Source organism: Syntrophales bacterium, from assembly GCA_035363115.1.
Classification (GTDB): Bacteria; Desulfobacterota; Syntrophia; order Syntrophales; family PHBD01; genus PHBD01.
Genome location: DAOSEM010000005.1, coordinates 190,959 through 214,648 on the forward strand (window position 1 = coordinate 190,959; position 23,690 = coordinate 214,648).

The 23,690-nt window shown below is 62.7% G+C and carries 27 protein-coding genes; 11 read left to right on the top strand and 16 right to left on the bottom strand.

Annotation, left to right across the window (positions count from 1 at the left end):
* Positions 1-174: 174 nt before the first annotated feature.
* Positions 175-2,256 (top strand): molybdopterin-dependent oxidoreductase, encoded by a 2,082-nt coding sequence (locus tag PLO63_11820; protein ID HOI74819.1) that lies wholly within the window; start codon positions 175-177, stop codon positions 2,254-2,256.
* A gap of 171 nt (positions 2,257-2,427) precedes the next feature.
* Here PLO63_11820 and prxU read toward each other — a convergent pair whose 3' ends face one another.
* On the bottom strand, positions 2,428-3,153 hold the full coding sequence (gene prxU / locus PLO63_11825; protein HOI74820.1) for a thioredoxin-dependent peroxiredoxin: 726 nt from the start codon (positions 3,151-3,153) through the stop codon (positions 2,428-2,430).
* A gap of 329 nt (positions 3,154-3,482) precedes the next feature.
* Between prxU and PLO63_11830 the strand changes: the two genes are divergently transcribed.
* The 10 genes from PLO63_11830 to PLO63_11875 all read left to right on the top strand — a co-directional run bounded on the left by PLO63_11830 (position 3,483) and on the right by PLO63_11875 (position 11,095).
* Positions 3,483-4,880: a sigma 54-interacting transcriptional regulator gene (locus tag PLO63_11830; GenBank protein HOI74821.1), complete on the top strand. Its 1,398-nt coding sequence runs from the start codon at positions 3,483-3,485 to the stop codon at positions 4,878-4,880.
* A 175-nt stretch (positions 4,881-5,055) separates the two neighbouring features.
* On the top strand, positions 5,056-5,667 hold the full coding sequence (locus PLO63_11835) for a NifB/NifX family molybdenum-iron cluster-binding protein (GenBank protein HOI74822.1): 612 nt from the start codon (positions 5,056-5,058) through the stop codon (positions 5,665-5,667).
* A gap of 27 nt (positions 5,668-5,694) precedes the next feature.
* Positions 5,695-6,075, top strand: coding sequence for a DUF5320 domain-containing protein (locus PLO63_11840; GenBank protein HOI74823.1), 381 nt, complete (start codon positions 5,695-5,697; stop codon positions 6,073-6,075).
* Between the two features lie 97 nt (positions 6,076-6,172).
* A complete protein-coding gene (locus PLO63_11845; protein HOI74824.1) occupies positions 6,173-6,535 on the top strand; it encodes a NifB/NifX family molybdenum-iron cluster-binding protein in 363 nt (120 codons plus the stop codon).
* 97 nt (positions 6,536-6,632) lie between these two features.
* Positions 6,633-7,481, top strand: coding sequence for an ATP-binding protein (locus PLO63_11850; protein HOI74825.1), 849 nt, complete (start codon positions 6,633-6,635; stop codon positions 7,479-7,481).
* Positions 7,482-7,484: 3 nt separating this feature from the next.
* Positions 7,485-7,751, top strand: coding sequence for a zinc ribbon domain-containing protein (locus PLO63_11855; GenBank protein ID HOI74826.1), 267 nt, complete (start codon positions 7,485-7,487; stop codon positions 7,749-7,751).
* Positions 7,748-8,692 (top strand): radical SAM protein, encoded by a 945-nt coding sequence (locus tag PLO63_11860; GenBank protein ID HOI74827.1) that lies wholly within the window; start codon positions 7,748-7,750, stop codon positions 8,690-8,692. Before PLO63_11855 ends, PLO63_11860 begins: the two co-directional genes overlap by 4 nt.
* A gap of 131 nt (positions 8,693-8,823) precedes the next feature.
* Complete coding sequence (locus PLO63_11865) at positions 8,824-9,696, top strand: ATP-binding protein (protein ID HOI74828.1); 873 nt, start codon at positions 8,824-8,826, stop codon at positions 9,694-9,696.
* Positions 9,697-9,707: 11 nt separating this feature from the next.
* Positions 9,708-10,547, top strand: a complete 840-nt coding sequence (locus tag PLO63_11870) for an MBL fold metallo-hydrolase (GenBank protein ID HOI74829.1) — start codon at positions 9,708-9,710, stop codon at positions 10,545-10,547.
* 257 nt (positions 10,548-10,804) lie between these two features.
* The gene (locus PLO63_11875) at positions 10,805-11,095 is read left to right on the top strand and encodes a GYD domain-containing protein (GenBank protein HOI74830.1); all 291 of its coding nucleotides are present in this window, start codon (positions 10,805-10,807) and stop codon (positions 11,093-11,095) included.
* Positions 11,096-11,218: 123 nt separating this feature from the next.
* Here PLO63_11875 and PLO63_11880 read toward each other — a convergent pair whose 3' ends face one another.
* The 15 genes from PLO63_11880 to PLO63_11950 form a co-directional block, all read right to left on the bottom strand.
* Positions 11,219-11,440 (bottom strand): hypothetical protein, encoded by a 222-nt coding sequence (locus PLO63_11880; GenBank protein HOI74831.1) that lies wholly within the window; start codon positions 11,438-11,440, stop codon positions 11,219-11,221.
* A complete protein-coding gene (locus PLO63_11885; protein HOI74832.1) occupies positions 11,437-12,327 on the bottom strand; it encodes an NAD(P)H-hydrate dehydratase in 891 nt (296 codons plus the stop codon). Before PLO63_11885 ends, PLO63_11880 begins: the two co-directional genes overlap by 4 nt.
* Positions 12,315-12,791: a DUF3343 domain-containing protein gene (locus PLO63_11890; GenBank protein HOI74833.1), complete on the bottom strand. Its 477-nt coding sequence runs from the start codon at positions 12,789-12,791 to the stop codon at positions 12,315-12,317. The genes PLO63_11885 and PLO63_11890 overlap by 13 nt, the downstream gene beginning before the upstream one ends.
* Positions 12,792-12,880: 89 nt before the next feature.
* The gene (locus PLO63_11895) at positions 12,881-13,099 is read right to left on the bottom strand and encodes a sulfurtransferase TusA family protein (protein HOI74834.1); all 219 of its coding nucleotides are present in this window, start codon (positions 13,097-13,099) and stop codon (positions 12,881-12,883) included.
* A 13-nt stretch (positions 13,100-13,112) separates the two neighbouring features.
* A complete protein-coding gene (gene yedE / locus PLO63_11900) occupies positions 13,113-14,285 on the bottom strand; it encodes a YedE family putative selenium transporter (protein ID HOI74835.1) in 1,173 nt (390 codons plus the stop codon).
* Between the two features lie 449 nt (positions 14,286-14,734).
* Positions 14,735-15,739 carry a (Fe-S)-binding protein gene (locus PLO63_11905; GenBank protein HOI74836.1) on the bottom strand — a complete coding sequence of 335 codons (1,005 nt, stop codon included), beginning with the start codon at positions 15,737-15,739 and terminating at the stop codon, positions 14,735-14,737.
* 135 nt (positions 15,740-15,874) lie between these two features.
* Positions 15,875-16,834: an MBL fold metallo-hydrolase gene (locus PLO63_11910; protein ID HOI74837.1), complete on the bottom strand. Its 960-nt coding sequence runs from the start codon at positions 16,832-16,834 to the stop codon at positions 15,875-15,877.
* A gap of 108 nt (positions 16,835-16,942) precedes the next feature.
* Positions 16,943-17,968: a (Fe-S)-binding protein gene (locus PLO63_11915; GenBank protein HOI74838.1), complete on the bottom strand. Its 1,026-nt coding sequence runs from the start codon at positions 17,966-17,968 to the stop codon at positions 16,943-16,945.
* A gap of 50 nt (positions 17,969-18,018) precedes the next feature.
* The gene (gene tsaA / locus PLO63_11920; protein HOI74839.1) at positions 18,019-18,525 is read right to left on the bottom strand and encodes a tRNA (N6-threonylcarbamoyladenosine(37)-N6)-methyltransferase TrmO; all 507 of its coding nucleotides are present in this window, start codon (positions 18,523-18,525) and stop codon (positions 18,019-18,021) included.
* Positions 18,526-18,548: 23 nt separating this feature from the next.
* Positions 18,549-18,992 (bottom strand): iron-sulfur cluster assembly scaffold protein, encoded by a 444-nt coding sequence (locus PLO63_11925; protein ID HOI74840.1) that lies wholly within the window; start codon positions 18,990-18,992, stop codon positions 18,549-18,551.
* A gap of 35 nt (positions 18,993-19,027) precedes the next feature.
* The gene (locus PLO63_11930) at positions 19,028-19,378 is read right to left on the bottom strand and encodes a NifB/NifX family molybdenum-iron cluster-binding protein (GenBank protein HOI74841.1); all 351 of its coding nucleotides are present in this window, start codon (positions 19,376-19,378) and stop codon (positions 19,028-19,030) included.
* A 25-nt stretch (positions 19,379-19,403) separates the two neighbouring features.
* Complete coding sequence (locus PLO63_11935; protein ID HOI74842.1) at positions 19,404-20,264, bottom strand: Mrp/NBP35 family ATP-binding protein; 861 nt, start codon at positions 20,262-20,264, stop codon at positions 19,404-19,406.
* Positions 20,265-20,497: 233 nt separating this feature from the next.
* On the bottom strand, positions 20,498-20,899 hold the full coding sequence (locus PLO63_11940) for a NifB/NifX family molybdenum-iron cluster-binding protein (protein ID HOI74843.1): 402 nt from the start codon (positions 20,897-20,899) through the stop codon (positions 20,498-20,500).
* Between the two features lie 223 nt (positions 20,900-21,122).
* Entirely contained in the window at positions 21,123-22,019 is an 897-nt protein-coding gene (locus PLO63_11945; protein HOI74844.1) for a rhodanese-like domain-containing protein, read from the bottom strand.
* A 161-nt stretch (positions 22,020-22,180) separates the two neighbouring features.
* Positions 22,181-23,554, bottom strand: coding sequence for a sigma 54-interacting transcriptional regulator (locus tag PLO63_11950; protein HOI74845.1), 1,374 nt, complete (start codon positions 23,552-23,554; stop codon positions 22,181-22,183).
* Positions 23,555-23,690: the final 136 nt, after the last annotated feature.

Sequence of the window (23,690 nt, forward strand, 5' to 3'; positions counted from 1 at the left end):
CTGCGGGAGAAAAACCCGCATCACCCTTGCATCCTGTAAGACGCCTTCCGAGTCCGGTCCTCCGGAGGCGCGGGAAAATGAATCGTTGTGCAGATTCCCACTCATGCTATATGTTATTTATAACGGAGACAGGTGTCCTGCCGACGGTTCCGCAATCAAGGAGAGGGAGGAGTTATGGAGGAAGGCGTCCGCTGGGTGAAGACCCATTGTGCGAGGATGGACCACGGCGGCTGCGCGCTGCTCGTGGGCGTAAAGGGAAACGAGATCGTCCAGGTGAAGGGCGATCCGGAAGGATTCCTGAGCCGGGGCTACATTTGCCCCAAAGGCGTGGCCTCGCCGGACCGGCTGACCCACCCGGACCGGCTGCGGTATCCCATGAAACGAAAGGGAGGCCGTGGTGAGGGGAAGTGGGAGCGCATTTCCTGGGAGGAGGCCCTGGAGACGGTCTCCGCCGGCCTGCTGAAGATCAGGGAAGAGCACGGACCAAGGGCCGTGGCCTTCGGTGTGGGCATGCCCAAGGGGCTGGAGCACTTCGTCCTCATCCGGCTGGCGAACCTTTTCGGATCCCCGAACGTCATCGCCTCCCAGGATGTGTGCCACGCCCCCCGGGAGATCACGGGACTTCACACATGCGGTTTCTATCCCGTGGCGGACTTCCACCATAAGAGCGCCCTGGCGGTTCTCTGGGGGAGCAACATCACCTCCACCAACGAGGAGGGGGAGATCTGCAAGCTTCTCCTGGACCAGGTAAAGGACGGCACGGAACTGATTGTCATCGACCCGCGCCGCATCGAGCTGGCGAAGAAAGCCAAATTCTGGCTCCCGATCCGGCCGGGAACGGACCCGGCTCTGGCCCTGGCTTTCCTGAATGTCATCATCGGAGAGGGTCTCTACGACAAGGAGTTCGTGGCGCAGTGGACCGAGGGATTCGCCGATCTGGCGGAGCAGGTGAAGAAATACACCCCCGAGGCCGTCTCCGCCATCACCGGCGTCGAGGCGGGCCTCATCCGCGAGGCCGCCCGGGCCTACGCCGCCGCCAGGCCGGCGGTGATCCAGTGGGGGAACCCGCTGGAGCACACGGTCCATACCTTCGACGCCACCCGGGCCCTGATCTGCCTCATGGCCGTGACGGGCAACCTGGACGTCCCCGGCGGCAACGTGGAGGCCCACGACCCCCGGATCATGGGCCTGGGACCATTCGTCCGGGCGGACCTCATCCCGGACAAGCGCAAGGACATGATCAGCGCCCACCACCGGGTGATCCCGCGGCTCATGACCATTGCCCCGGCCTTCTTCCGGAAGGCCGTCCTGGAGGACGTTCCCTACCCCGTGAAGGGGTTCTACGGGATGTGCTCCAACCCCATGCTGTCCTACGCCGACAGCCGCCTCACCTGTGAGGCCTTCCGAAAGCTTGACTTCGTTGCCGTGGCGGATGTCTTCATGACCCCGACGGCGGCCATGGCGGACGTGGTCCTGCCGGCGGCCACCACCTTCGAGATCAACGACATCGGCCATTACGGCATCGGCCACGGCTACATCCTGGCGCGGCCCAAGATCGTGGAGCCCCCGGAAGAGTGCTGGCCCGACATGAAGATCATGAATGAACTGGGCAAGCGGGTGAGCGATCCCGCGCTGTGGCATGACGATTACGAGCAGTTCCTGGAGGACGTGGTGAAGCCCGCGGGGCTGACCTATGCCCAGTTCGTGGAGAAGGGGTATCTGAAAGGACCGGACCGGTTCGGCTCCTGGAAGGAGAAGGGCTTCAAGACTCCCACGGGGAAGGTGGAGCTGAAGCTCAGCGTGGCGGAGAAGTTCCGCCTCGCGGCCCTGCCGGAGTGGAAGGGTCTGCCGGAAGAGGAGGATCCGGAGTATCCCCTTGTCCTGACGAGCGCCAAGAGCGGGAACTACCTCCATTCCTCCTACCGGTGGGTGGAGAAGATCCGGAAGCGGGAGCCCCGGCCCCTCGCCGAGGTCCACCCGGAGACGGCGGCGCTCTACGGCCTGGCCGACGGCGACCCGGTGGTTATCGAGACAAAGTACGGACGGGTGGAGCAGTGGGCCCGCCTGACGGACGCCCTGATGCCGGGGGTGGTCTGCGCCGCCCACGGCTGGTGGTTCCCCGAGGCGGACCCGGCTGCCCAGTACGATTGGCAGTCGGCCAACTTCAACATGCTCACCTCCGTCGGGAAGCTGGGGAAGGAATACGGTACGCCGAACCTGAAAAGCATGCCCTGCCGGATCCGCAGGAAGGCTTGAACGGGGAGGGGACCAGCCGGTCCAGATTGCCGGGGCTGATGGGATCGATTCGATACATGGGATGAAAGCCCCGGCGCCGTGACGGCCAGTGGAGCGATATCCGGCGGGCGGTTTTCCCCGGGCCGGCGGGCCCGGGGAAAACCCCTGCAAATCGTTCCGGTCTCCGGAGGCTCAGTCGAAGGCCATCTTTGTCTTCCAGACTTCCCAGACCCGGCCCACCAGGTCCGGACCCGGCTTCAGGGTCATTTTACCGGGTTTCCAGCCCGAGGGCGTCGCTTCCGTGCCCTTCGATTTCCGGACAATCTGGAACGCCTGGATCTGGCGGAGGGACTCGAGGATGTTCCGGCCCACCGGCGGCGTCAGGACCTCGAAGCCCTGGATGATCCCGTCGGGATCGATGATGAACCTGCCCCGGGCCTCGACTCCCGCGTCCTCCAGGTAGACGCCGTATACGCTTCCCACCTTGCCCCCGCCGTCGGAGAGCATGGGGAAGGGAACGCCGCCCTTGACCATCTTGCTGAGCTCGTGGTCGTTCCACATCTTGTGCACGAAGACGCTGTCGACGCTCATGGAGAGAATCTCCACGCCCAGCTTTTTGAACTCCGGGTATTTCTCGGCGACCGCCGAGATCTCCGTTGCTCAGACGAATGTGAAGTCGCCCGGATAGAAGCAGAGGACGACCCACTTTCCGAGATAGTCCGAGAGTTTCACCTCGATGAACTTGCCCTTCTGGTATGCCGGTGCCGTGAAATCCGGCGCCTTCTTGCCGACCGTCACCATCTGCTTCACCTCCTTCTGCCGGGGTTGGGGGGGAGCATCTCCGGTTGCCTCGATCACTGCTTCGCCCACGGGGCCCCCCGTGGGCCGGGCACAGCCGACCTTCATCTCTTTTGCCATGGGAACCTCCTTTCCGGATTGATGTGGGTTGCCTTGTCTATCCTCACCCTTTTCGGGAGTCGCGACGGGTCACCGGAGCCGGCAGGGCGTGCAGCAAGTGGAAGGGACCGCCGCCATGCGGGGTGTTTGCCGGGGAACGCACGTCGATCCTCGCAAAGCACGGATTATCCTATTCGTGATATTCATGACATTTCGATTTCCGGATGTCAACGGCCCTTCGGAGGAATGGCCTTGACAATGGAGTCCAACCGGATAGTTTAACCTTGGAATCTCCCGGCAGGCTTTCCGGCCCGGGATCAAAACAGCAGGATTGCAGAGGAGCCGTGGACGTGGCACGTGGAAAAGCCGGTGCAGGGAAAAGGATCGCAACACCCAACGAGGCCATCCTGGAGAGCATCTCCGACGGCGTCTTCACCGTGGACATGGACTGGCGCATCTCCTCCTTCAACCGGGCCGCCGAGGAGATCACCGGTGTTTCCCGCCGGGAGGCCATCGGACGGCCCTGCTCGGAGGTGTTCCGGTCCAGCATGTGCGGGGAAGACTGCGCGCTTCAGAAAACGCTGAAAACCGGCAGGCCAGTCATCGGAAAATCCGGGTACATCATTGATGCGGAGGGGAACCGCATCCCAATCAGCGTCTCCACGGCGGTGCTCAAGGACGCGGACGGCCGGGTGATCGGGGGCGCCGAGACCTTCCGGGACCTCTCCGAGGTGGAGGCCCTGCGCCAGGAGCTGGCGGGCCGGGTGCGGGTCGGCGACCTCGTGAGCCGGAGCCCCCTGATGCAGCGGGTCTTTGAGGTTATGCCGGCCGTCGCGGCAAGCCCGAGCACGGTCCTGGTGCTTGGCGAAACGGGAACGGGCAAGGAACTGATCGCCCGGACGATCCACGACCTGAGCCCCCGACGGGAAGGTCCCTTCATTGCTGTGAACTGCGGGGCCCTGCCGGATACGCTTCTTGAATCCGAGCTGTTCGGTTACAAGGCCGGCGCCTTCACGGGGGCGGGCAAGGACAAGCCGGGCCGCTTCGCCCTGGCGAAGGGCGGGAGCATTTTTCTCGACGAGATCGGGGAAATCAGCCCGGCACTCCAGGTGCGGCTGCTGCGCGTCCTTCAGGAGAAGACCTATGAGCCGCTGGGGGGAACGCGAACCGAGACGGTGGATGCGCGGGTGATCGTCGCCACCAATCGGGACCTGGCGGAACGGGTGCGAACAGGGGGCTTCCGGGAAGACCTCTACTACCGGATCAACGTGGTACGGGTGGAACTCCCACCGCTCCGCAGGCGCAAGGAGGACATCCCGCTTCTGGCGGATCAGTTCATCCAGCGTTTCAACCGCCTGCAGGGCAGGTCCATCCGGGGGATCAGCGCCGAGGCCGTCGCCCTGCTCATGGCCCACGACTGGCCGGGCAACATCCGGGAGCTCGAAAATGTGATCGAGCGGGCGTTTATCCTTTGTCGGGAAGGGCTCATCGGAATCGGCCATCTCCCCGACGAACTGACGTCCCGCGGCGCCTCCACGAGCGCGGATACAGACGTCCGCTCCGCCCACGAACTCCTCGATATCCAGGCGATCCGGGCGGCGCTGGAGCGGAACGGGTACAACCGCCTCGCGGCGGCGCGGGATCTCGGCGTCCACAAGACCACCTTCTTCAGAAAGCTTAAGAAACTGCGAATTTCCCTTCCGAAACAAGACGGCCGCTCCTCCCGGGCTGCCAAAGAGAAGCCCTGACGCAACTGTACATTCTCCGTACAGTATCATGTCTGATACTCCATAGTCCTTCCGTTTCATCCCGTTCGAGAATAAATATAAATAAAGTCAATTGAATGATGGTCTTCTGCCCCCATGCATGGGGTTGGTACAAAGAATGCAATTCATCGTGACAAAAGGGAAAGCGAGGCTCCGCATGAACGTGGCTTTTTCCTGCTGGAACAATCGAGTCGCTCCGGTCTTCGACAGTGCAGGGCAGATCCTGATCGTGCAGGTCGAGTCGGGAAGGATCGTCCGGGAAGAGCAGCAGATCCTTCCTGGGGACCTTCCGGTTCAAAAGGCATTGCGTCTTGCGGAGCTGGGAATCGGCACGCTGGTATGCGGCGCAATTTCCAGGCCTCTCCACGGAATGGTAAATGCCTACGGGATTCGGGTGATTCCCTTCGTGGCGGGCGACCTGCAGGAGGTTGTCCAGGCGTGGATCCGGGGCGGACTGAAGGGAGACGCATTTGCCATGCCGGGCTGTTCCGGGAGGGGGCGAGGCCGGTTCGGGCGGATGGACGGCGCATCCAGGGAGGATTGCACCATGAATGGAAGAGGCGGAGGAAGAGGCCAGGGCGGTGGTCGCGGAATGGGCGGCGCGGCCGGAACGGGACAGGGTTTGGGCCGCATGGGGGGCCGGAAGATGGCCGGACCGGCGGGCGAGTGTGTCTGTCCCCAGTGCGGACACCGGGAACCCCACCAGCGGGGCGTGCCCTGCTTTGAACGACAGTGCCCGGAATGCGGCACCACGATGACAAGAGCATGATGAAACCATAGGAAGGAGGACATAAACATGCCAAGAGGAGATGGTACGGGACCCAGGGGCCTGGGTGCCATGAGCGGACGCGCAGCCGGACTCTGCGCGGGATTCGGCGCTCCCGGGTACATGAACCCGATGGCCGGGCGGGGCGGCGGATTCGGAATGGGGTCTGGCCGCGGACGTGGTTTCGGTGGAGGCGGCCGTGGATGGAGAAACCGGTTTTTCGCCACCGGCCTGCCGGGCTGGATGCGGTTCGGCGGGTATGGAGCGCCGTCTGGCTATCCGATGTTCGGCTCCGCTCCCGATCCCGAGATGGAAAGGCAGGCCCTGCGGAATCAGGCCGATGCCATGGAGTCGGAGCTGAACCTGATCCGCAGGCGTCTCGCCGAAATGGAGAGCGGGACGGCGGCCTGACAGCGGACCCAGGCGGCAGAGACGGATCGGCCGTACCGGCTGATGAGCCGGTGCGGCCGGCGTAACGGATGCCGCCGCATGCATGGAGGAGCCATTCGTGAAGATCGCATTTTCCACATCGGGGGATGATCTCGGCGCACCACTGGACGCGCGTTTCGGCCGGACCCCGAAATTTCTCATTTATGACCTGGATACAAACACCTTCACGGTGATCGACAACCGGAAAACCATGGATTCCGCCCAGGGCGCGGGCATCCAGTCTGCACAGGCCGTGGCCCGCTCGGGCGCGGGGGCCGTCGTAACCGGGAACTGCGGCCCCAAGGCCTTTCGCGTGCTTTCCGCGGCGGGAATCCGGATTTACACCGCCGGTGCCTCGACCGTCCGGGAAGCCCTGGATCTGTACCGTGCCGGAGGCCTGACCGAGGCGGACGCCGCCAACGTCGAGGGACACTGGTCGTGAGGGGCGGCGCCGGGGAAGGCCGTTCAGGGTTCCGGGCCGGAAGAGGCGGGAACGGCCGCCGGGAATGTCATATCGGGAAGACGCCGGGGGGTGCGGAATGATTCTGGCCATTGCATCCGGAAAGGGCGGTACCGGCAAGACAACGGTGGCGGTCAATGCGGCCAGGGTTCTCGGTTCGGAGGTGCTTCTCCTGGACTGCGACGTGGAGGAGCCGAACGCCCATCTCTTTCTGCCGGGATCTGTCAGCGAGGCGGAACCCGTCAGCATCCCGGTTCCCGAAGTGGATGAATCCCTGTGCGACGGCTGTGGTGAATGCGGATCCTTCTGCGAGTACCACGCCATCGTTTCCTTCGGAACGCTGCCCCTGGTCTTTCCCGAGATGTGCCACGGCTGTGGCGGCTGCATGATGGTGTGCCCTCCGAGGGCGCTCCGGGAAGTCGACCGCCGGATCGGCGTGATCGAGACGATCCGGGCCGGCAACATCACCCTGATCCAGGGGCGCCTCGATATCGGCGTGGCCATGGCGCCCCCTCTCATCCGGGCGGTGAAGGCCCGCATGAAAGACGGTCTACCCGCGATCCTGGACGCGCCGCCAGGAACGTCCTGTCCCGTGATCGCCACGCTCCGGGACGTCGACTTCGTCGTCCTGGTCACGGAGCCGACCCCGTTCGGACTTCACGACTTGAAACTTGCCGTGGAGACGGTTCGGGAACTCGGGATTCCCTTTGGCGTCGTGATCAACCGGGTCGGGGTCGGTGACGGCCGGGTGCATGCCTATTGCGCGGAGGAGAACATCCCGGTCCTCTTGGAGATACCGGACGACCGGCGCATTGCCGAGGCGTATTCCCGGGGGGAGCTTGTCGTCGAGGCGCTTCCGGAATACCGGGAACGCTTCCTCGGGCTTGTCGGAAACGTCATGCGACGGATTGCGGACAGGAGGGGTTGAGTCATGCCTACCTATGAGTACGAGTGCGAGCGGTGCGGCATCCGTTTTGAGCAGAGACAGGGGATCAGCGAGGCGCCCCTCGTGGAATGCCCGGAGTGCCGCGGCAGTGTAAAGAGGCTTATCAGCGGCGGCGCCGGCTTCATCATGAAAGGGGGCGGCTCGGCGCGGGGACAGGGACGGGGGGATGGATGCTCCCTGGACCGGACAGGCAGGACCTGTTGCGGGAGGGCCGATCGCTGCGGCGATTCGCCGTGCTCGGGCGGATCATGAGCGATAGCAAGTATCACTATGTCTACGGGCCCGTCCCGTCGCGCCGACTCGGCCGTTCCCTGGGGGTCGATCTCGTTCCCTTCAAGGTCTGTACCTTCGACTGCGTCTATTGCCAGTTGGGACGGACGACGAACAGGACCCTGGCAAGGGACGTGCACGTGCCGGTTGATGCCGTCCTGGCGGAACTGGACGGGAAGCTGGCGGGAGGAGACATTCCGGACTACATCACACTGGCCGGATCGGGGGAGCCGACGCTGCACTCCGGCATCGGACGGGTGATCGAACAAATCCACCGGCGCACGACGGTTCCCGTGGCGGTTCTGACCAACGGCTCCCTGCTGTGGATGAGGGACGTGCAGGACGATCTCATGTCGGCGGACCTTGTGCTCCCGTCGCTGGACGCCGGGGACGAGAGGATGTTTCGCATCGTGAACCGTCCGCACGAAGGCATATCCTTCGAGTGCATGGTGGACGGCATGGCGGAGTTCACCCGGAGATTCCCGGGGGAGGTGTGGCTGGAGATCCTGCTCCTGGCCGGTCTGACGGGTGTTCCTGCGGAGGCGAAAAAGATCGCGGCCCTGGTCTCGCTCATCGGGCCTTCGAGGGTGCAGCTCAACACGGTGGTCCGTCCGCCCGCGGATCCCTCCGCCCTTTCGGTTCCCTCCGATGAGATGGCGGTCCTGAAGCATTTCTTCCCGGAGCCGGTCGGCATCATCTGTGACTATGCGGAGAAGAACCGGGCTGTTTCGCATCCGGCGGTCAGGGATGAGGACATCCTGGCCCTGCTCCGGAGAAGGCCCTGCACGGTCGAGGGCATTGCATCGGGGCTGGGTGTTCACGCGGTCGAGGTCCTCAAGCGGATCGACGCCCTGATCGCGGCGGGAACAATCCGCTGGGTTGTCTCCGACGGGAGAAGCGTGTACGCGAAGGCCGATTCCTGAATGCCGGATACGGCAGGGCGGTCCGCATCGGGACGGGTGTTGCGGACACGGTCCGATGCTCCGGTTTGGAAAGCAGTCGGGTCCTCTCCTGCTGCTGATGCTGGGAGGAGTTCCGGGGAAGGATAGGGATCATGAAGGAGATCGTGATCATCAGTGGCAAGGGAGGAACCGGCAAAACCAGCCTGGCCGCATCGTTCGCCGTGCTGGCGGACCGGCCGGTCATCGCGGACTGTGACGTGGACGCGGCGGATCTGCATCTGGTACTCTCGCCGTCGGTGAAAGAGCGGCACGCGTTTTACAGCGGTCGCGAGGCGGTCATCCGGCCGGAGGACTGCATCGGCTGTGGCATCTGTCTCGACGATTGCCGCTTTGAGGCCGTGATGAGAACGGAAGACTCCTCCGGCCGATCCGTGTTTGCCATCGATCCGGTGTCCTGTGAAGGATGCGGGGTCTGCGTCCGGTTTTGCCCGACGTCAGCCATCGATTTTCCGGAGCGGCTCTGTGGGGAGTGGATGATCTCCGAGACCCGCTGCGGCCCGATGGTGCACGCCCGGCTCGGCATCGCCGCGGAAAATTCGGGGAAGCTCGTTACGACGGTTCGTCAGGAGGCCCGCCGCATCGCGGAGGAGGAAAACCGGTCCCTGATCCTGGTGGACGGTCCCCCGGGGATCGGCTGTCCCGTCATTGCGTCCCTGACGGGGGCGACGGAGGTGCTGGCCGTGACGGAGCCGACCGTCTCGGGAGAGCACGACCTGGAGCGGCTGCTTTCGCTGACCCGTCATTTCGCCATCCCGGCGGTGGTCTGCGTGAACAAGTGGGACCTGAATACGGCGATGACGGAGCGGATCGAGGAGAAGGCGAGAGGGATGGGGGCCCGGGTCTCCGGCCGCATCCGGTACGACCGCTCCGTGACCACGGCCCAGCTTCAGGAGAGGGCCGTCGTGGAGATCGACGCCTCCTGTGTCGAGGACATTCGAAGAATCTGGGCAGACATTGCAGGGTAGGGGGAGAAGCCATGAGCCAACCGATTGAAATCACCATCCTCGTCGACAACCGGGCGGCCCCCGGACTGATGGCGGAGCACGGCCTCTCGCTCTGGATCGAGACGGGGGAGCGGCGCATCCTCTTCGATACGGGGCAGGGTGCGGCCCTGGTGCCCAACGCCTGGGCCCTTGGCGTCGATCTGGCCGGAACGGATATGCTGGTCCTGAGCCACGGGCACTATGACCACGTGGGGGGAATTCCCCAGGTCCTGCGAAGGGCCAGGAAGCTTGTAATATATTGTCATCCGGGTGTCGTTCTGCCCCGGTACGCCATTCGGGACGGAGCGGCAAGGGCGATCCACATGCCGAAGGACTCCTCGTCGGCCCTGGACCGATTCCCCCTGGAACGTCTTCACTGGATCCAGAACCCCGTGTCTCTTCCGGGAGATGTTGGTCTTACGGGCCCGGTGCCACGGGAGTCCGGATTCGAGGACACGGGGGGTGCGTTCTTCCTCGATCGTGAAGGCCGGCAGGCGGATCCGATCGAAGACGACCTCGCCCTGTGGATCCGGACGGACGAGGGGCTGGTTGTGTGCGTCGGCTGCTGCCACGCGGGACTCCTGAACACCCTGAACCGGGTGCAGAAACTGAACGGCGGAATGCGGATCCGGGCCGTCATCGGAGGATTGCACCTGCTCCATGCCGGCCGCGAACGCCTCGACCGCACCGTGGCTGCACTCCTCTCGCTGGATCCGGATCTGGTGATCCCCTGCCACTGCACCGGCGAACACGCGTCCGCCGTCCTGCTCGAAGCCCTGGGCAGCAAGGGCAGGCCAGGATCCGCGGGAATGCGATGCCGGTTTGAGTCCTGAAGAGATGTTTCTCTTGCAGAGCGCGGTCCTGTGTGGGATGATCCAATAATACAAACGGATAGATCCAGTTCACTCCATTCTGTTTCAAAAGAGATTTTCATTCACCGGTTACCATCCCTTTCAACCCTGAGCGAATTGTACGGAATCAGCAATTGAAAACCTTTCCTCGTGCGAAACGGGCTGAATGCCGTCCGTCGCAGGCAGGAAGAAAAAGGAGGCGGCGCACACCCATCCATAAATGAAAGGGGGGAAAACAGATGCAACTCTACATCATTCTCATGAATCTCACGGATCAGGGGATTCGCACCGTGAAGGATTCGACCCAGTTGATTGCAGAGGCAAAGAACGCCTTTGAAAAGAAAGGGGGAGTCGTGAAGGGCGTTTATCTGACCATGGGGCAATGGGATTACCTGGCCATTTGCGAGGCCCCCAGCGATGAGATCGCTGTCGATTTCATCCTGGGGCTTGGTGCCACAGGCAATGTCAGGACCCACACAATCAAGGCGTTCCTGCCGGAAGTGGTCAGTGAATTCAAGTTCAGCTTCTGAAAACTCGTGTCTGTGCAAAAGACCATGGTTTTCGGGAATGCCGGGGATGAAGATCTGCCGAGGCTCTGTGCGCCGCTCTCGACCGTCCGATCGTCCTCTGCCGTTCCGCCTGCCGCAAGGGATCTACGTTATGCGGATCAATCCATGGATGTCGTCGAGAGCGCGGTCCAGGTCGAAGCCGAACCGGGCAGCTGCTTCCCCGAGTGGCAGGAACAGAGCCTGGCAGTAGATGCAGGCGCCGGTCTCCTGTTCCAGCCTCTTGAACACGGCTTCCGTTTCCCGGTACCGGCTGATGATGTCGAGAATGACCGTCTCCGGCGTGATGGCCGTCGTTTCGTCTTTCATGCCGTATCCTTTGCGCGATGGTTTTCGGGAGAAGCTTCCAGCACGTGTCGCAGTGCCTGCGGGATGTGCCGGATCAGTTCCCCGATCTGGGTTGCCGGTGTGGGCCTTGCGAGCCGTCCGGCCAGGCGGTTTGTCCTCATGGCGGCTGGGGCTGCGTACCGGATGCTCATTCCCGAATCGATGAGAACGGACACAAGACCGGTCAGGGTGTCGCCCGTTCCGCCCATGGCCTCCATCGCTTCTTCGGCGTGACTGTCGACCGTCTCCAGGATTCCCTTTTCATCGGCCAGGTAATCCCTGGCCCCCTTGACAAGGAGATGCCGGGCCGCGTTGCCGTGCCGGTATGCCCGGGCGATCAGGTCGGGAACGCGGTTTTCCTCGTGGAGGATGAACCCCCTGGTGTAGAAAGGGTGGGGCGCCTCCTCGTCCGCCAGAAAGGCGAGCTCTCCCACGTCGGGCGTGAAGAGGTCGAAGATGGATGCCCGGCCGCTCATTTTGGCCACGTACATGAATCCAGCGTCGGCGATCAGCGTCGGCCGGGGGCTCATGGCTTCCAGGATGCCCTCCAGCCTGTTGTGCCAGTGAACAATGGGCTGCAGGTAGTGAAAAACGATGGTCCGGAAGGAGTTCCCGGGCAAGGCTGCGGTCATGTGCTGATAGAGACGGCGGCTTCCCTTGCCGGTTCCCGTATCGCCGGCGAGACAGACAAACGGCCCCGGTCTTCCCAGGGTATCCGCCGCAACTGCGGCGGCGGCGACGAGGGCGGGCGTTCCCCGGTTCACGTCGATCGTCACGGAGCCGATTTGAAGCCGTTCGCCGTCCATAACGGCCGTCCCTTCCGTGAGGGGGAAGGCGTCCGAGGGAACCGTTCCCATTATGCAGAGCATAGGCGCTTGACCTCCTCGAAGGCGAGCTGGAGCGCGTAACCGCAGAGCGTGTGCCCGATGTCCCGCGGATTTGGCGCATCGGCAAGTTTCTGTCCCACCATGGAAGCGGCCAGATAGGGAACATCGGGGCATCCGCCCCCGGACACGTTGACGATTGTGCCGTTTTCCCTGTCCACGGTGAGTTTCATGTTGGCAGCCCGGACCATGAGGTACCTGCCGAAATCCTTGACTTGAAAAATATTCACCGGCTCCAGGAGGGGACCGGTCACGGGTACCGTTTTCAGGGGCGGCAGTTTCGCCGCTTCGAGAATTCTGAGAATCTGCAGCTCCTCGATCAGGGGGAACTCGATCACCAGGTCGCACCCCTGCCGGACCTCCGGCGGGGGGCCCATGACGCGGATCTCCCACCCGCCCTTTTTCAGCAGGGTCTCCGCCTGGATGACCTCACCGGTGTTTTCAAACACGAGAATCCCCCGGTCCACCCGGTTGTCGGGGCCGGGGGATTCTTTTCGTGTCTGCTTTCCTTTCCAAAATGGAAAGAGGGCCACGGCGATCAGCCTTTTTTGATGGTGATGCTGTACGCGCCGCGGTCCTCGCTGATTCCGGCGACCGTCCATCCCTTGCCTGCCGCCGCCCGGGAAACGTTTTCCTTCGAGGCGTCGCTGTCGACCAGGACGGTCATCTCGGTCGAGGTCCCCGCCTTGATCTCGTCAAGGGTCATCAGGACGGGCTGGGGGCATGAAAGACCGCGGGCATCTACTGTTTTCGACATGTTTTCCTCCTTTTCAGGCAATCCTTTTTCTCATGGTGAAGCCGATGAACAGGCACACGGCAAGGCCGATGATGACCGCCGGCACTCCGTAAGGGCCGACGCCGGTGGGAGAGCTGGCCAGGCCGAAATTGTGGGCGATCGCGGCGCCGACGATCATTCCGACGACGAAAACGGCGGCGTCGCCGTCTCCCTCGCCGGCCAGGAAAAGCTGACGTCCCGGGCACCCGCCGGCCAGGCAGAACGCCAGGCCCGACAGGGCCATCCCGGCGAAGTTCCACAGGTGCATGGTATGGGCGACGGGCTGTCCCTCAAATCCCGGCTTGAACTGGCCGACGATGAGATTGACGACAAAAGCGGTTGCGATCAGGGCGATGAACCCCGACAGGAGATGCGTCTGCCGGAAGAGAACAAAATCACGAATGGCGCCCATCGTACAGAAACGGCTCCGCTGGGCGAGAATACCGATCACGAGGCCGATGCCGAGAGATACGGCCAGGGGCGCATGCATGGCTCCCGGACCCTTTGCGCTGTAGAAAAGAACCCCGCTTTTTGCTTCGCCGGGGACCTGGGGAAAGATCAGCAGCAGGCACAGCAGTCCGATCATGACGAGGGGAAGCATCCAGCCCGCCGTGTGGTGGGTCTGCTGGGTGCGGCCCAGGTTGTAGCCGCCTTTCAGGAACAGGGTGCCGATCCCGATGCCGACGGCGAGGCCCGCCAGGCCGAGAACGGCGTTCCAGTCGCCGCCGGCCAGACGCAGGGCCGCCCGCCAGGGGCATCCCAGAAATACCAGCGCCCCGATCATGGCGAACATGCCGAGGACGAACCGGACGATCGGCGCCGATCCCAGGCGGGGGCGAAATTCCTTGAACAGATACGCGGCAATGAGTGCCCCGAGAACGAAGCCGATGATCTCCGGGCGGATGTACTGCACCACGTCGGCCCGATGGAGGCCGAGCGCCCCGGCGATGTCTCGCTCGAAGCAGGCGACGCAGACGCCCATGTTGCCTGGGTTACCCCATTTCTGCAGGAGCGGAGCCAGTATGCCGATGAGGATGCCGACACCAATGATGCCCCACCGCCCCGCGAACAAATTCTTGATTCCGTTCACAAGCGATTCTCCTTTTCCATCTGATTTGTGCTGGGTTGGGTTGTGATGCCGCCCCGCAGGGTCATGCCGGAGGCGGATTCCACGGTTCCGGCATACCCGACTGCAGCGCGGCAGCCCGTCGATCCGATGCTCAGGGCATCGTCAACGGCGAGCTAAGGCGGAAGGCCACCCGAACGAGTGGTCGTGATTTTCTGGAAATGATCGGATGGGGTTGGATTTCGAAGATCCAATCAGGCCTCCCTGCCGTGCCTTGCCGCATTCCCCGCGGCATGACCGGGCAGGGGGCCGACCGGTTATGGGCGGAAAAGCGGAGGAGTGGCGTTTTCGGAGAACCGCCCGGGTTCTCTTTCAGCGCCTCAAATTAACGGGGTGAAAAACAATGGATGTTGCATCGATTTCTCTTTTCTGGGTGTTACGGCCTGCATTCTCCTTGAAAACCGATCCGGCGTACCTTCCTGCCGGCCGTGTTTCCGGTGGCGGAGAAATAGCACAAAAGGCGCGTAATGGAACCCCTTTCCCCTTCTCCGCTATGCCGCCGGGAAGGGGATCTCGCCCAGGGCCATCCGGCACAGGTCGGTCACGTAGATTTTCGTCAGTCCCCTGGCCGCCGCGGGCTTGCGGAGCACCCGGTCGCACATGGGGCAGAGGGTCACGATCGCCTCCGCCCCGAAGGCGACCGCGTCGTCGATATTCCGGGTGGCGATCTCCCGGGCCAGGTCCGGGTATACGCGGGCGAACGCCCCGGTGCAGCAGAGCGCCTCCTCCCGGTCGTACCGGCGGGCCACCCGCTCCACCCCGATCAACTCGAAGATCTCGTCCAGGAACGCGTCCTTGGCCGGGGTATACCGGGAGGCACAGGGTCGCTGGTAGGCGACCTTTTTGCCGAGGGGCGTGATCCGGTCCCGGTGGTCCCGAAGGAAGTTCCTCATGTACTCGTACAGGTGCATGTACCGGAACGGCGCCGTGATGCCGTAGTCCCGGATCTTCGCGTCCACCATCGCGTAGCAGTCGTCGTGGAGAAACACGATGTCCTTTCCCAGGGCTGCCAGGTTGTCGATGAACCGGCGGGCTTGCCGTTCCACCGGGCTTTCCTGGCCGATGTGGACGTAGCCGACGTAACAGAAATAATCGCCCCCCTTGACGAGGGTCAGCCCCTTGAACAACTCTCCGTCCAGCGCCCCGGGCGGGAGGCTGCCCTCCATGACGCAGATGGACAGGGCCGGCTTGTCGGCGTCTCCCGGGATCACCGATGCCGGGAGGGTCCCCGCGAGGGCGAACATCTGTCCTGTCTCCGGCGGTGCCGGGAAGGCCTTCCTTTCTTCCATGGCCCGCAGGATCAGGTCGAACGGGTCGGCCCCGGTGGGGCAGTATTCACGGCAGGCGCAGCAGGTGACGCAGCGGTGCAGGATCTCCGCGTCCCTGCCGTCCATCAGGGCCTGAATGTTCGCCGCCGCCTTCTCACGGTCGTACTCGACGTACAGGCACCGGGCCAGGCAGTCGCCGCACAGATCGCACTTTGAAGCATCCCACATGAATTCTTCTCCTTTTCCCATGCCGCAGGGACGGTCTTGACGTCCCGGCGGCTTCAGCCATCGCCCGGCGGCCCGGCGGGGCAATCCGCCGGGCCGCATCCCGCGGTTTTCTTTCTCGGGAGATACTTCCTGCCGTTACGCCGTGAACGTGAGCTTCGTTCCCGACATGTTCAGGATGAAGGCTTCCTTCATCTCCTTCTCCATCTCCATGATGGCCTTCCGGCCCGTGCAGTGGGTGGGGATGACGTAGGCGGGGTTGATCTTCTTCAGCTCCTCCGTGGTCCGGCCGATGATGGGCTCGAAGAGGGGGCCGCTCAGGTGGAAGCCCCCCATGACCACATGGACGGGCTCCACGCCTGTTACCTCCCGGGCATAGAGGACCGTGTTGACGATGCCCGAGTGGGCGCAGCCGGAGAGGATCACCAGCCCTTTGCCCTTCACGTTCATGACGACGGAGGTATCGTCCTCGATGGCGTCCCATTTCTCCTCGCCTCCCTCCTGGCAGAAGGCGATGGGGAACCCCTTCTCGAAGTCCGTCCGCCGGGGGACCTCGCCCAGGAACAGGATGTCCCCGTCCAGGAGGGGCCGCGGCTCCTTCGACTCCACGACCTTCAGCCCCGCCTTTTCGACGGTTTCACGGTCGAACTTCGGGAAGTGGATCTTGAACTCCGGTGCGATCTTCAGGTAGCGGGGCTTTTTAAAGACCGATGGGTGGACCGTCAGCTCGAGCCCCTTCTTCCCGATCATGGCCGTCATCTCATGGAATCCCCCCGTATGATCCGAGTGCCCGTGGGAGAGGGTAATGGCCTCCACCTGGGACAGGTCGGCCCCCAGGACACGGGCGTTGTGGGCTGCCCCGATCTCGGAGAAGCCGAAGTCGAACAGGAGCGTCCGGGTCCGGTCTCCCGTCGTGGTCTTCACCAGGGCGGAGAAACCATGCTCCGCCAGGATGGAGCTCTTGAACTCCATGTCCTTGAGGGCCGTGGCGCGGCTCACCACCGCGGTGTTGTCCATGGCGGTGATTTCGATGTAGTTGTCCTGGAGGGTGAGGATCTCCACCCGGTCCACTTCGTTGATGGGGATGGTCTTGCTCATCGGATGCTTCTCCTTTTCCAAATGATGATATCGCGGGGACGGATACGATGCCTCCATCCCGTTTTGCGAAACAGCAGGATTCCGAGACGATCAGCCGGGGGACCCGCTTCAGGCGGGCTTGTCCTCCGGCAGGGTCTCGCCCAGGGCAAGGCGGCACAGGTCGCTGATCATGTAGTTGGCCATGCCGGCCCCTTTGGCTTTTTTGCTCAGGGTCCGAAAGCACATGGGACAGAGGTACAGCATGGCCTCGGCGCCATGGTCCTTTGCGTCGGCGATGTTCCGGTCCCGGAAGGGCTCGAAGTTCTTGCCCCGGGGGAAGAGCTTCAGGTTCGGTCCTGCCAGCTCGACGCCGCAGCAGATGGCGTCGATCCCGTCGTACTGCCGTTTCACCCGCTCCACGCCGATGATGTCCAGGATTTCATCCAGGAAGGGGTCCTTTTCCGGGGTGTACCGGGAGGCGCAGGGCCGCTGGTAGGCGACCTTCATGTTCAGGGGCTTCACATCCCCTCTGTGCTCCTTCAGGTAGTCGCGGAGGTACTCGAAGATGGACACGGGGCGGAAGGGGAGCGTGACGCCGAACTCCGGGGCCATGCCCTTCAGGACGGCGTAGCAGTCGTCGTGAACAAAAACGATTTCCTTCGCTCCGGAGAGGGCGAGGTTGTCCACGAGAGCCTGGAGCCTGTCCCGCATGATGGACTCGTCCCCCATGTGGGCGAAGAGGACATTACAGAAATAATGGCGCCCCTTCAGAAGGGGAATCCCTTCAAAGAGCCTTCCATGGAGGGCCCAGGGCATGCTGCCTTCCATGACGCAGAGGGACATGACCCGTTCGGCGGGAGCGATGGCCTTGGGCGTTCCCTCCGCCTTGAAGCGGTCGGCCATCTGGGCCTTCAGGGCGGGATCGGTGAAGTTCCCCGCCTCCTCCATCTTCCGGAGGATCAGGTCGAAAGGCCTCGCATCCCGGGGGCAGTATTCGTTGCAGGCGATGCAGGTGACGCAGTCGTAAAGCCAATCGGCCTTTCCCTCTTCCACAAGTTTCCGGAACGCCGCCGATCCGCTTTCCTGGTCGAAGGGCAGGTAATGGCACCGCGCCAGGCAGTCTCCGCAGAAATCGCACCGATCTTCATGAAACATGGTTGCCTTCCTCCTTTTCTATTCCATGGCGTTTCAGCTTTTCGCTGTCACTATGACTCTCCGTTTGCCGCTGGCACGAAACGCCGGTCCGACCGGAGGGTGGCGGCGTTTTCGGCCCTGTTCTCCAGCCAGCCCGTCTTCTCCGGGGACCTGACGTCGAAGGCCGGCACGTAGGGCTTGATGTCCAGGAGCGGTGTCCCGTCGACCATGTCGACATCCTCGATATGGAGGATGTTTTCCTCGACCCGGACCAGCCGGACGACCGACAGGCCGATGGCGTTGGGGCGCCGGGGTGCCCGCGTCGAGAAGACGCCCCGGATCCGGTTGTCCAGAAAGGGCTTCACATGGAGATTGTATCCTTCGGAGAGGTGGAATGCGTAAACCAGGTGGATGTATGAAAAGCCTTCGAGGTCTTTCAGGCCCTCCCGATAGGCCGGATCGATCACGGCCCGCCCGGGGATCCCTTTTGCGCCAGTCGGCTGGATGGGCATGTCGGCGAGGTCGGAAAACGGTGAATGGATAATTCCAATAGGTCTGTATGCCAGAAGGTCCGCCATGGATCATGAATCCTTCATCGTTATCATGGGAGTACCCGCTTCACGTCGTTCTTCCTCGCTTCTGCGAGGCTCCGGAGGGCCCTGCGAAGGGTTCTCACGGCCAGGAGTGCGCAGTGGCGGGAGTCTTCCGGCAGTCCGCCCAGGTGTTCCAGGACGGCCTCCGGGTCGATCCGTACGCACTCCCAGAGCGTTTTCCCCGTCACCATCAGGGTTACGGCGGAGGCAGAGGCGATGGCCGGCGTGCAGCCGTCCGTCCGGAAGGACGCGCCGGTGACCCGCCCGTCGGTTACAAGCAGGAATATCTCCACGGTGTCTCCGCAGGGGCCTGTATATCTGGCATACCCGTCGGGATCCGCCAGGGATCCATAGTTTCGGGGACTCGTCCCGTAGTCGAGGACCCGGTCGGAAAAATCCGTTTCGTGCCCCTCATGCCCGGCGATCGGGAAGAGGGGACCTTTTCCCGGCATGGCTGAAGTCATCGTCTAGAAGCCGCGGCCCTCCTTCAGTGATCACACAGGTTGATTCCCGTTGCCAGGCTTCCCGCCAGCCAGGCCTCGGCGAGCCGCTCCGGCTCCTCCGACGGGGCGCCGACGACGACCTGGATTCCCTTGGACGCGAACAGGTTCTGTGCCCGCGCTCCCATCCCGCCCGCGATGATCACGTTTGCCCCCTGCTCCTGCAGCCATGCAGGCAGAACGCCCGGTTCGTGGGGAGGCGGTTCGAGGTCCGTGCGGCGGACAACGATTCTCTGGTCCCGGTCGGCCTCCAGAAGGGCGAAGGTGTCGCAGTGGCCGAAGTGGGCGCAGAGCCGGCCTCCGCTTATGGGAATGGCGATGGTGATGTTTGCGCTCATGAAAACTCCTTTCCTTGCCGCTCCATCAATGGAGCCGGGTTTTTTCCTTCAGGTCGAGAAGCAGCCCGATGATCGGCTGGAAGGCCACGGCCGCTTCGGTTCCGCTGTAATGGTAGACGAAAGGCGTGCCGCTGTCGGAGGCCTCGACGATCCTCGGATCGATGGGAATGCGGCCGAGGAAGGGGACACCCATGGATCTGGCCATGTTCTCCCCGCCTCCCCGTTTGAAGATGTCGATGACGGTCTTGCAGTTGGGACAGACAAACCCGCTCATGTTTTCGATCACCCCCAGGACGGGCACCTTCACTTTCCGGCAGAAGTCGATGGATTTGCGGACGTCCGACAGGGAGAGATCCTGGGGAGTCGTGACGATGAGGGCCCCGCTGCTGTCCGGGATGAGCTGGGCCACCGAGAGGGGCTCATCCCCGGTTCCCGGGGGGAAATCGATGATCATGTAATCCAGGTCGCCCCAATCGACATCGGCCAGGAGCTGCTTGATGACGCCCATCTTCAGCGGGCCTCGCCAGATGACGGCGGAGTCCTGTTCGGGCAGGAGGAAGCCGAGAGAAACAACCTTGAGGTTCTCCCCATAAACGGCAGGCGACAGTCTGGCGCCCGGGGTCATCGGCGGCGGTCCCTCGATGTGCAAAAGCCTGGGAATGCTGGGTCCATGAAAATCCACATCCAGCAGCCCCACCTTTTTTCCCTCCAGTGCCAGAGCCACGGCCACGTTTGCGGCCACGGTGCTCTTCCCGACGCCGCCCTTTCCCGACAGAACCATGACCTTGTGGCGGATCCGCATCATCTGCTTCCGCAGCCGCTCGTCCATGTCATTCGATGCCTGCTTTTCGGTGATTTGTTTTTCGCTTCCCCCGCAATTCTGCATGCTGCTGTGTCCTCCTTCGGTTTGTATCCTTACTTTCATCCTGTGGCGGCGGATTTCTCCCTGCCGGCCGATGCGCCTCCTTGCTCCCTCTGTCTGCCGTTTTTGTCAACCCTGTTTTCGATTCTGCATGCCAGCGGTCCCGTCCGGCGGGACCTCCCCCGCCGTGGACAGCGCGGGGGAGGCTTGAGGAGGAAGGATGCTGCGAAATCGGAAGAGGGACACAAGGATGACGGTCATGAATCCGGCTTCTCAGCGCAAACGCGTCGGCTTCGGCATGGCGCATCACGTTTCCCGGTTGCAGATCGGCATCCGGGAAGGCGGTAACACTCCCGGTCCAGCCTGTCCTCTCGGAAGGCGTTGACGACCTCTTCCACGGGCCCCCGGACAAAGGAGACCAGCCGAATGCCTGAGGCCTCGACCCGGTGAGCAATGGATCTCGAAAGGGCGCCGCAGATCAGGACTTCGATCCCGAGATCCTTGAGGTGATCCGCGCGGTGGAGCGGAGAGAGACCCTTCGGGAATTCCATCCGTTGAACCCGGTCGCCCCCGGGCAGGCTCTCTATCAAAACGATCTCATCAGCCGCGTCGAAAACGGTGGCGACGCGGCCGTTCCAGAACGGAACGGCAATCTTCATGGTCTTTCCTCGCAGGTCTCTTATCAGCAATTGTGCCAGAGGCGACCGGAACAGGATAAAAGATTGGAATAACTTGAAAGGCGGTGCATGGGGGAAAACAAGTACCCTGGAATGGGTCGCGTTTCTGCAACCCATTCCAGGGCGGTTCATTGCGGATCTGCACTCATGGAACGGTCAGGAGCGCTCCGGACCGGCGGGCTGAATGCCTGTAGAGGCTTCCTGTCTACTTTTCAACCGGTGCCGCGGGGTCGGCCATCCACTCCTGGGTTGAGCCGTCATACAGGCGGATGTTGCGATAGCCGAGGAGTTCCCTCAGGAGGAAGGCCCAGGTGGGGCAGCACTGTCCCACGTCGCAATAGGTGACGACCTTCCTGGATAGATCCTTGCCGATGGCGGCCTCCGCGATGGCGGCCAGCTCCTCGCGGGTCTTGAACGTCCCGTCCGCGTTGAAGGCGCAGGACGTGGGCATGTTGATCGCTCCCGGGATGTGGCCTGCCCGGGGGATGCAGTCGAGTTTCTTCCTTCCGGAGAAGATTTCCGGCTCCCGGACATCAAGAAGAAGGACCTGTCCCATGTGGGTCTTTACATATTCCTTGTCGGCAATGAAATCGTGCCGGAGTTTTGCCGTGAAGGGTTTCGGTACGGGCTTCCCGGGCACGGTCGTCAGTTTCCTCTTCTCCCGGATCCAGGCATCGATTCCTCCGTTCAGAAGCGCCACGTTCGAAATCCCGGCATACTGGAGTGTGCAGGCCACCCGGGCGCTCTGGTAGCTTTCCACGGGGGAGGCGACACTGCCCGTGACGACCACGAGGGAGTCCGTGCCGATGCCGACCTCGGAGATCATTTCCTGTAGATCGTCCAGTTCCGGGACCTCAGAGTACAGCTCCCCCTTTTTATAGGCCCAGGCGCGGAAAAACGAACTGACGGCCTTCGGGATATGGCCCGCTTTGTAATCCTCGACTTTTCTCACGTCCAGAATGATCAGCCGCGGGTTGTCCAGGTTGGCTTGAAGCCACTCCGTCGAGACGATCGGCGGGATGTCCCGTGCTTCCGCTGGAGCGGTGAATGCAAGCAGAAGGAAGACCAGCGGAAGGGCTCTTAAAAAAATTCTCCTGTTCATGATCCTCCTCCTTTCCTGGGTGAAACACCCCATACATAGACTAACACATTATGTGCCACAGTTCCATCCCGTCCCCGGAAGCCCGCAGCAGGCGGAAGAGCGGGTTGAGTGCCGGTCGCAGCTCCAGCCTGTTCAGGCAATGACTCCGCCGTGAGTTGCATTTATGCAACCCGGCCGTCCGACCCCGGACGATCGGGAGGGTGGATATCGAGTGCCCGCATCTTCCGGAAGAGGGTGCTCTTGTGAATGCCGAGCTGCCTCGCCGATTTGATCCGGCTCCATCCGTTCCGTTGGAGGACGCTCATGAGAAATGCCGCCTCCATCTGTTTCATCGACAGGGGCTCCGCGGGTACCCCCGTGAGCCCTCCCGTTTCCCGGGCCCAGAGAAATTCAGGCAGGTGCTGAAACAGGATCGGACCCTCCTTGCAGAGGATGAAGGACCGCTCGATGATGTTCTCCAACTCCCGGATGTTGCCCGGGAAACCATGGGACATCAGGCAGGCCGTTGCTTCGTCTGACAGGCCCGGGATGTCCCTGTTCTGAAGGGCGTTCATCTGGCGGATGAAGTGGTCCGCCAGGAGAGGAAGGTCTTCCATCCGCTCGCGGAGGGGCGGCAGGACCAGGCGTACGACGTTGATCCGGTAATAAAGATCCTCCCGGAACTTCCCCTCCCGGACCAGGTCCTCCAGCCTCCGGTTAGTCGCGGCGATCATCCGGGCATCCGCCGGGACAGCCTCCACCGATCCGAGGGGCTCGTACATCTTTTCCTGGAGCACCCGGAGCAGCCGGATCTGCATTGCCGGGGAGATGTCGCCGATTTCGTCCAGGAACAGGGTTCCCTTCTCTGCTCTCCGGAAGCGCCCGGGCTTGTCCCGCCTGGCGTCTGTGAATGCACCCGCCTTGTAGCCGAACAGCTCCGACTCCAGGAGGGTGTCCGGCAGGGCGCCGCAGTTGACCGCGACGAAAGGCCCGTTTTTCCGGGGGCTCAGGTTGTGGATGGCCCGGGCGAAAAGCTCCTTTCCCGTTCCGCTCTCGCCCTCCAGGAGGACCGTGCTGCCGCTCGCGGCCACGTCGGGGAGGATGTCGAACAGGCGCTGCATTTGCGGATTTTTGGAAAGAATGTCTTCGCAGGAGTATTTCCCCCGGATCTTCTTCCTCAGGTCTTCTTCCACGCTGGTGTCGCGAAAGGTCTCAACGGCACCGATGGTGTTCCCGGCCTCGTCCTTCAGGATGGCCGTCGAAATGCTGATGGGAATCCGGCGGCCCGCCGCGGTGATGATCCGGATCGTCCGGTTGATGATGGGCCTTCCGGTTTCCCGGGTCTGCTTGAGAAGGCAGTTTTTTTCACAGATGTCAGCCTTCAGGACCTCCCTGCAGAGCTGACCGACGGCCTCCTGGCGCGAAACCCCGGTGATCTGTTCGGCCGCCCGGTTAAAGCTGGTGATCCTCCAGTCGTGATCCACCGTGAAGACACCATCGGCGATGGAGTCGAGAATGATGTTTCCGGCCCTGGCCGTTGCGAAGATCGGTTTCATGAGCATGCCGTTTCGAGAGGAGTGCTTCCATCATAAGGAATCTCCATATGGTTTTCAACCGCTGATGCTTTTGCTGCGGCTTTTTCCGGTTTGATTTTCGGATGGGAGAAACGCGTGCGACCGGTGCGGGACGGAG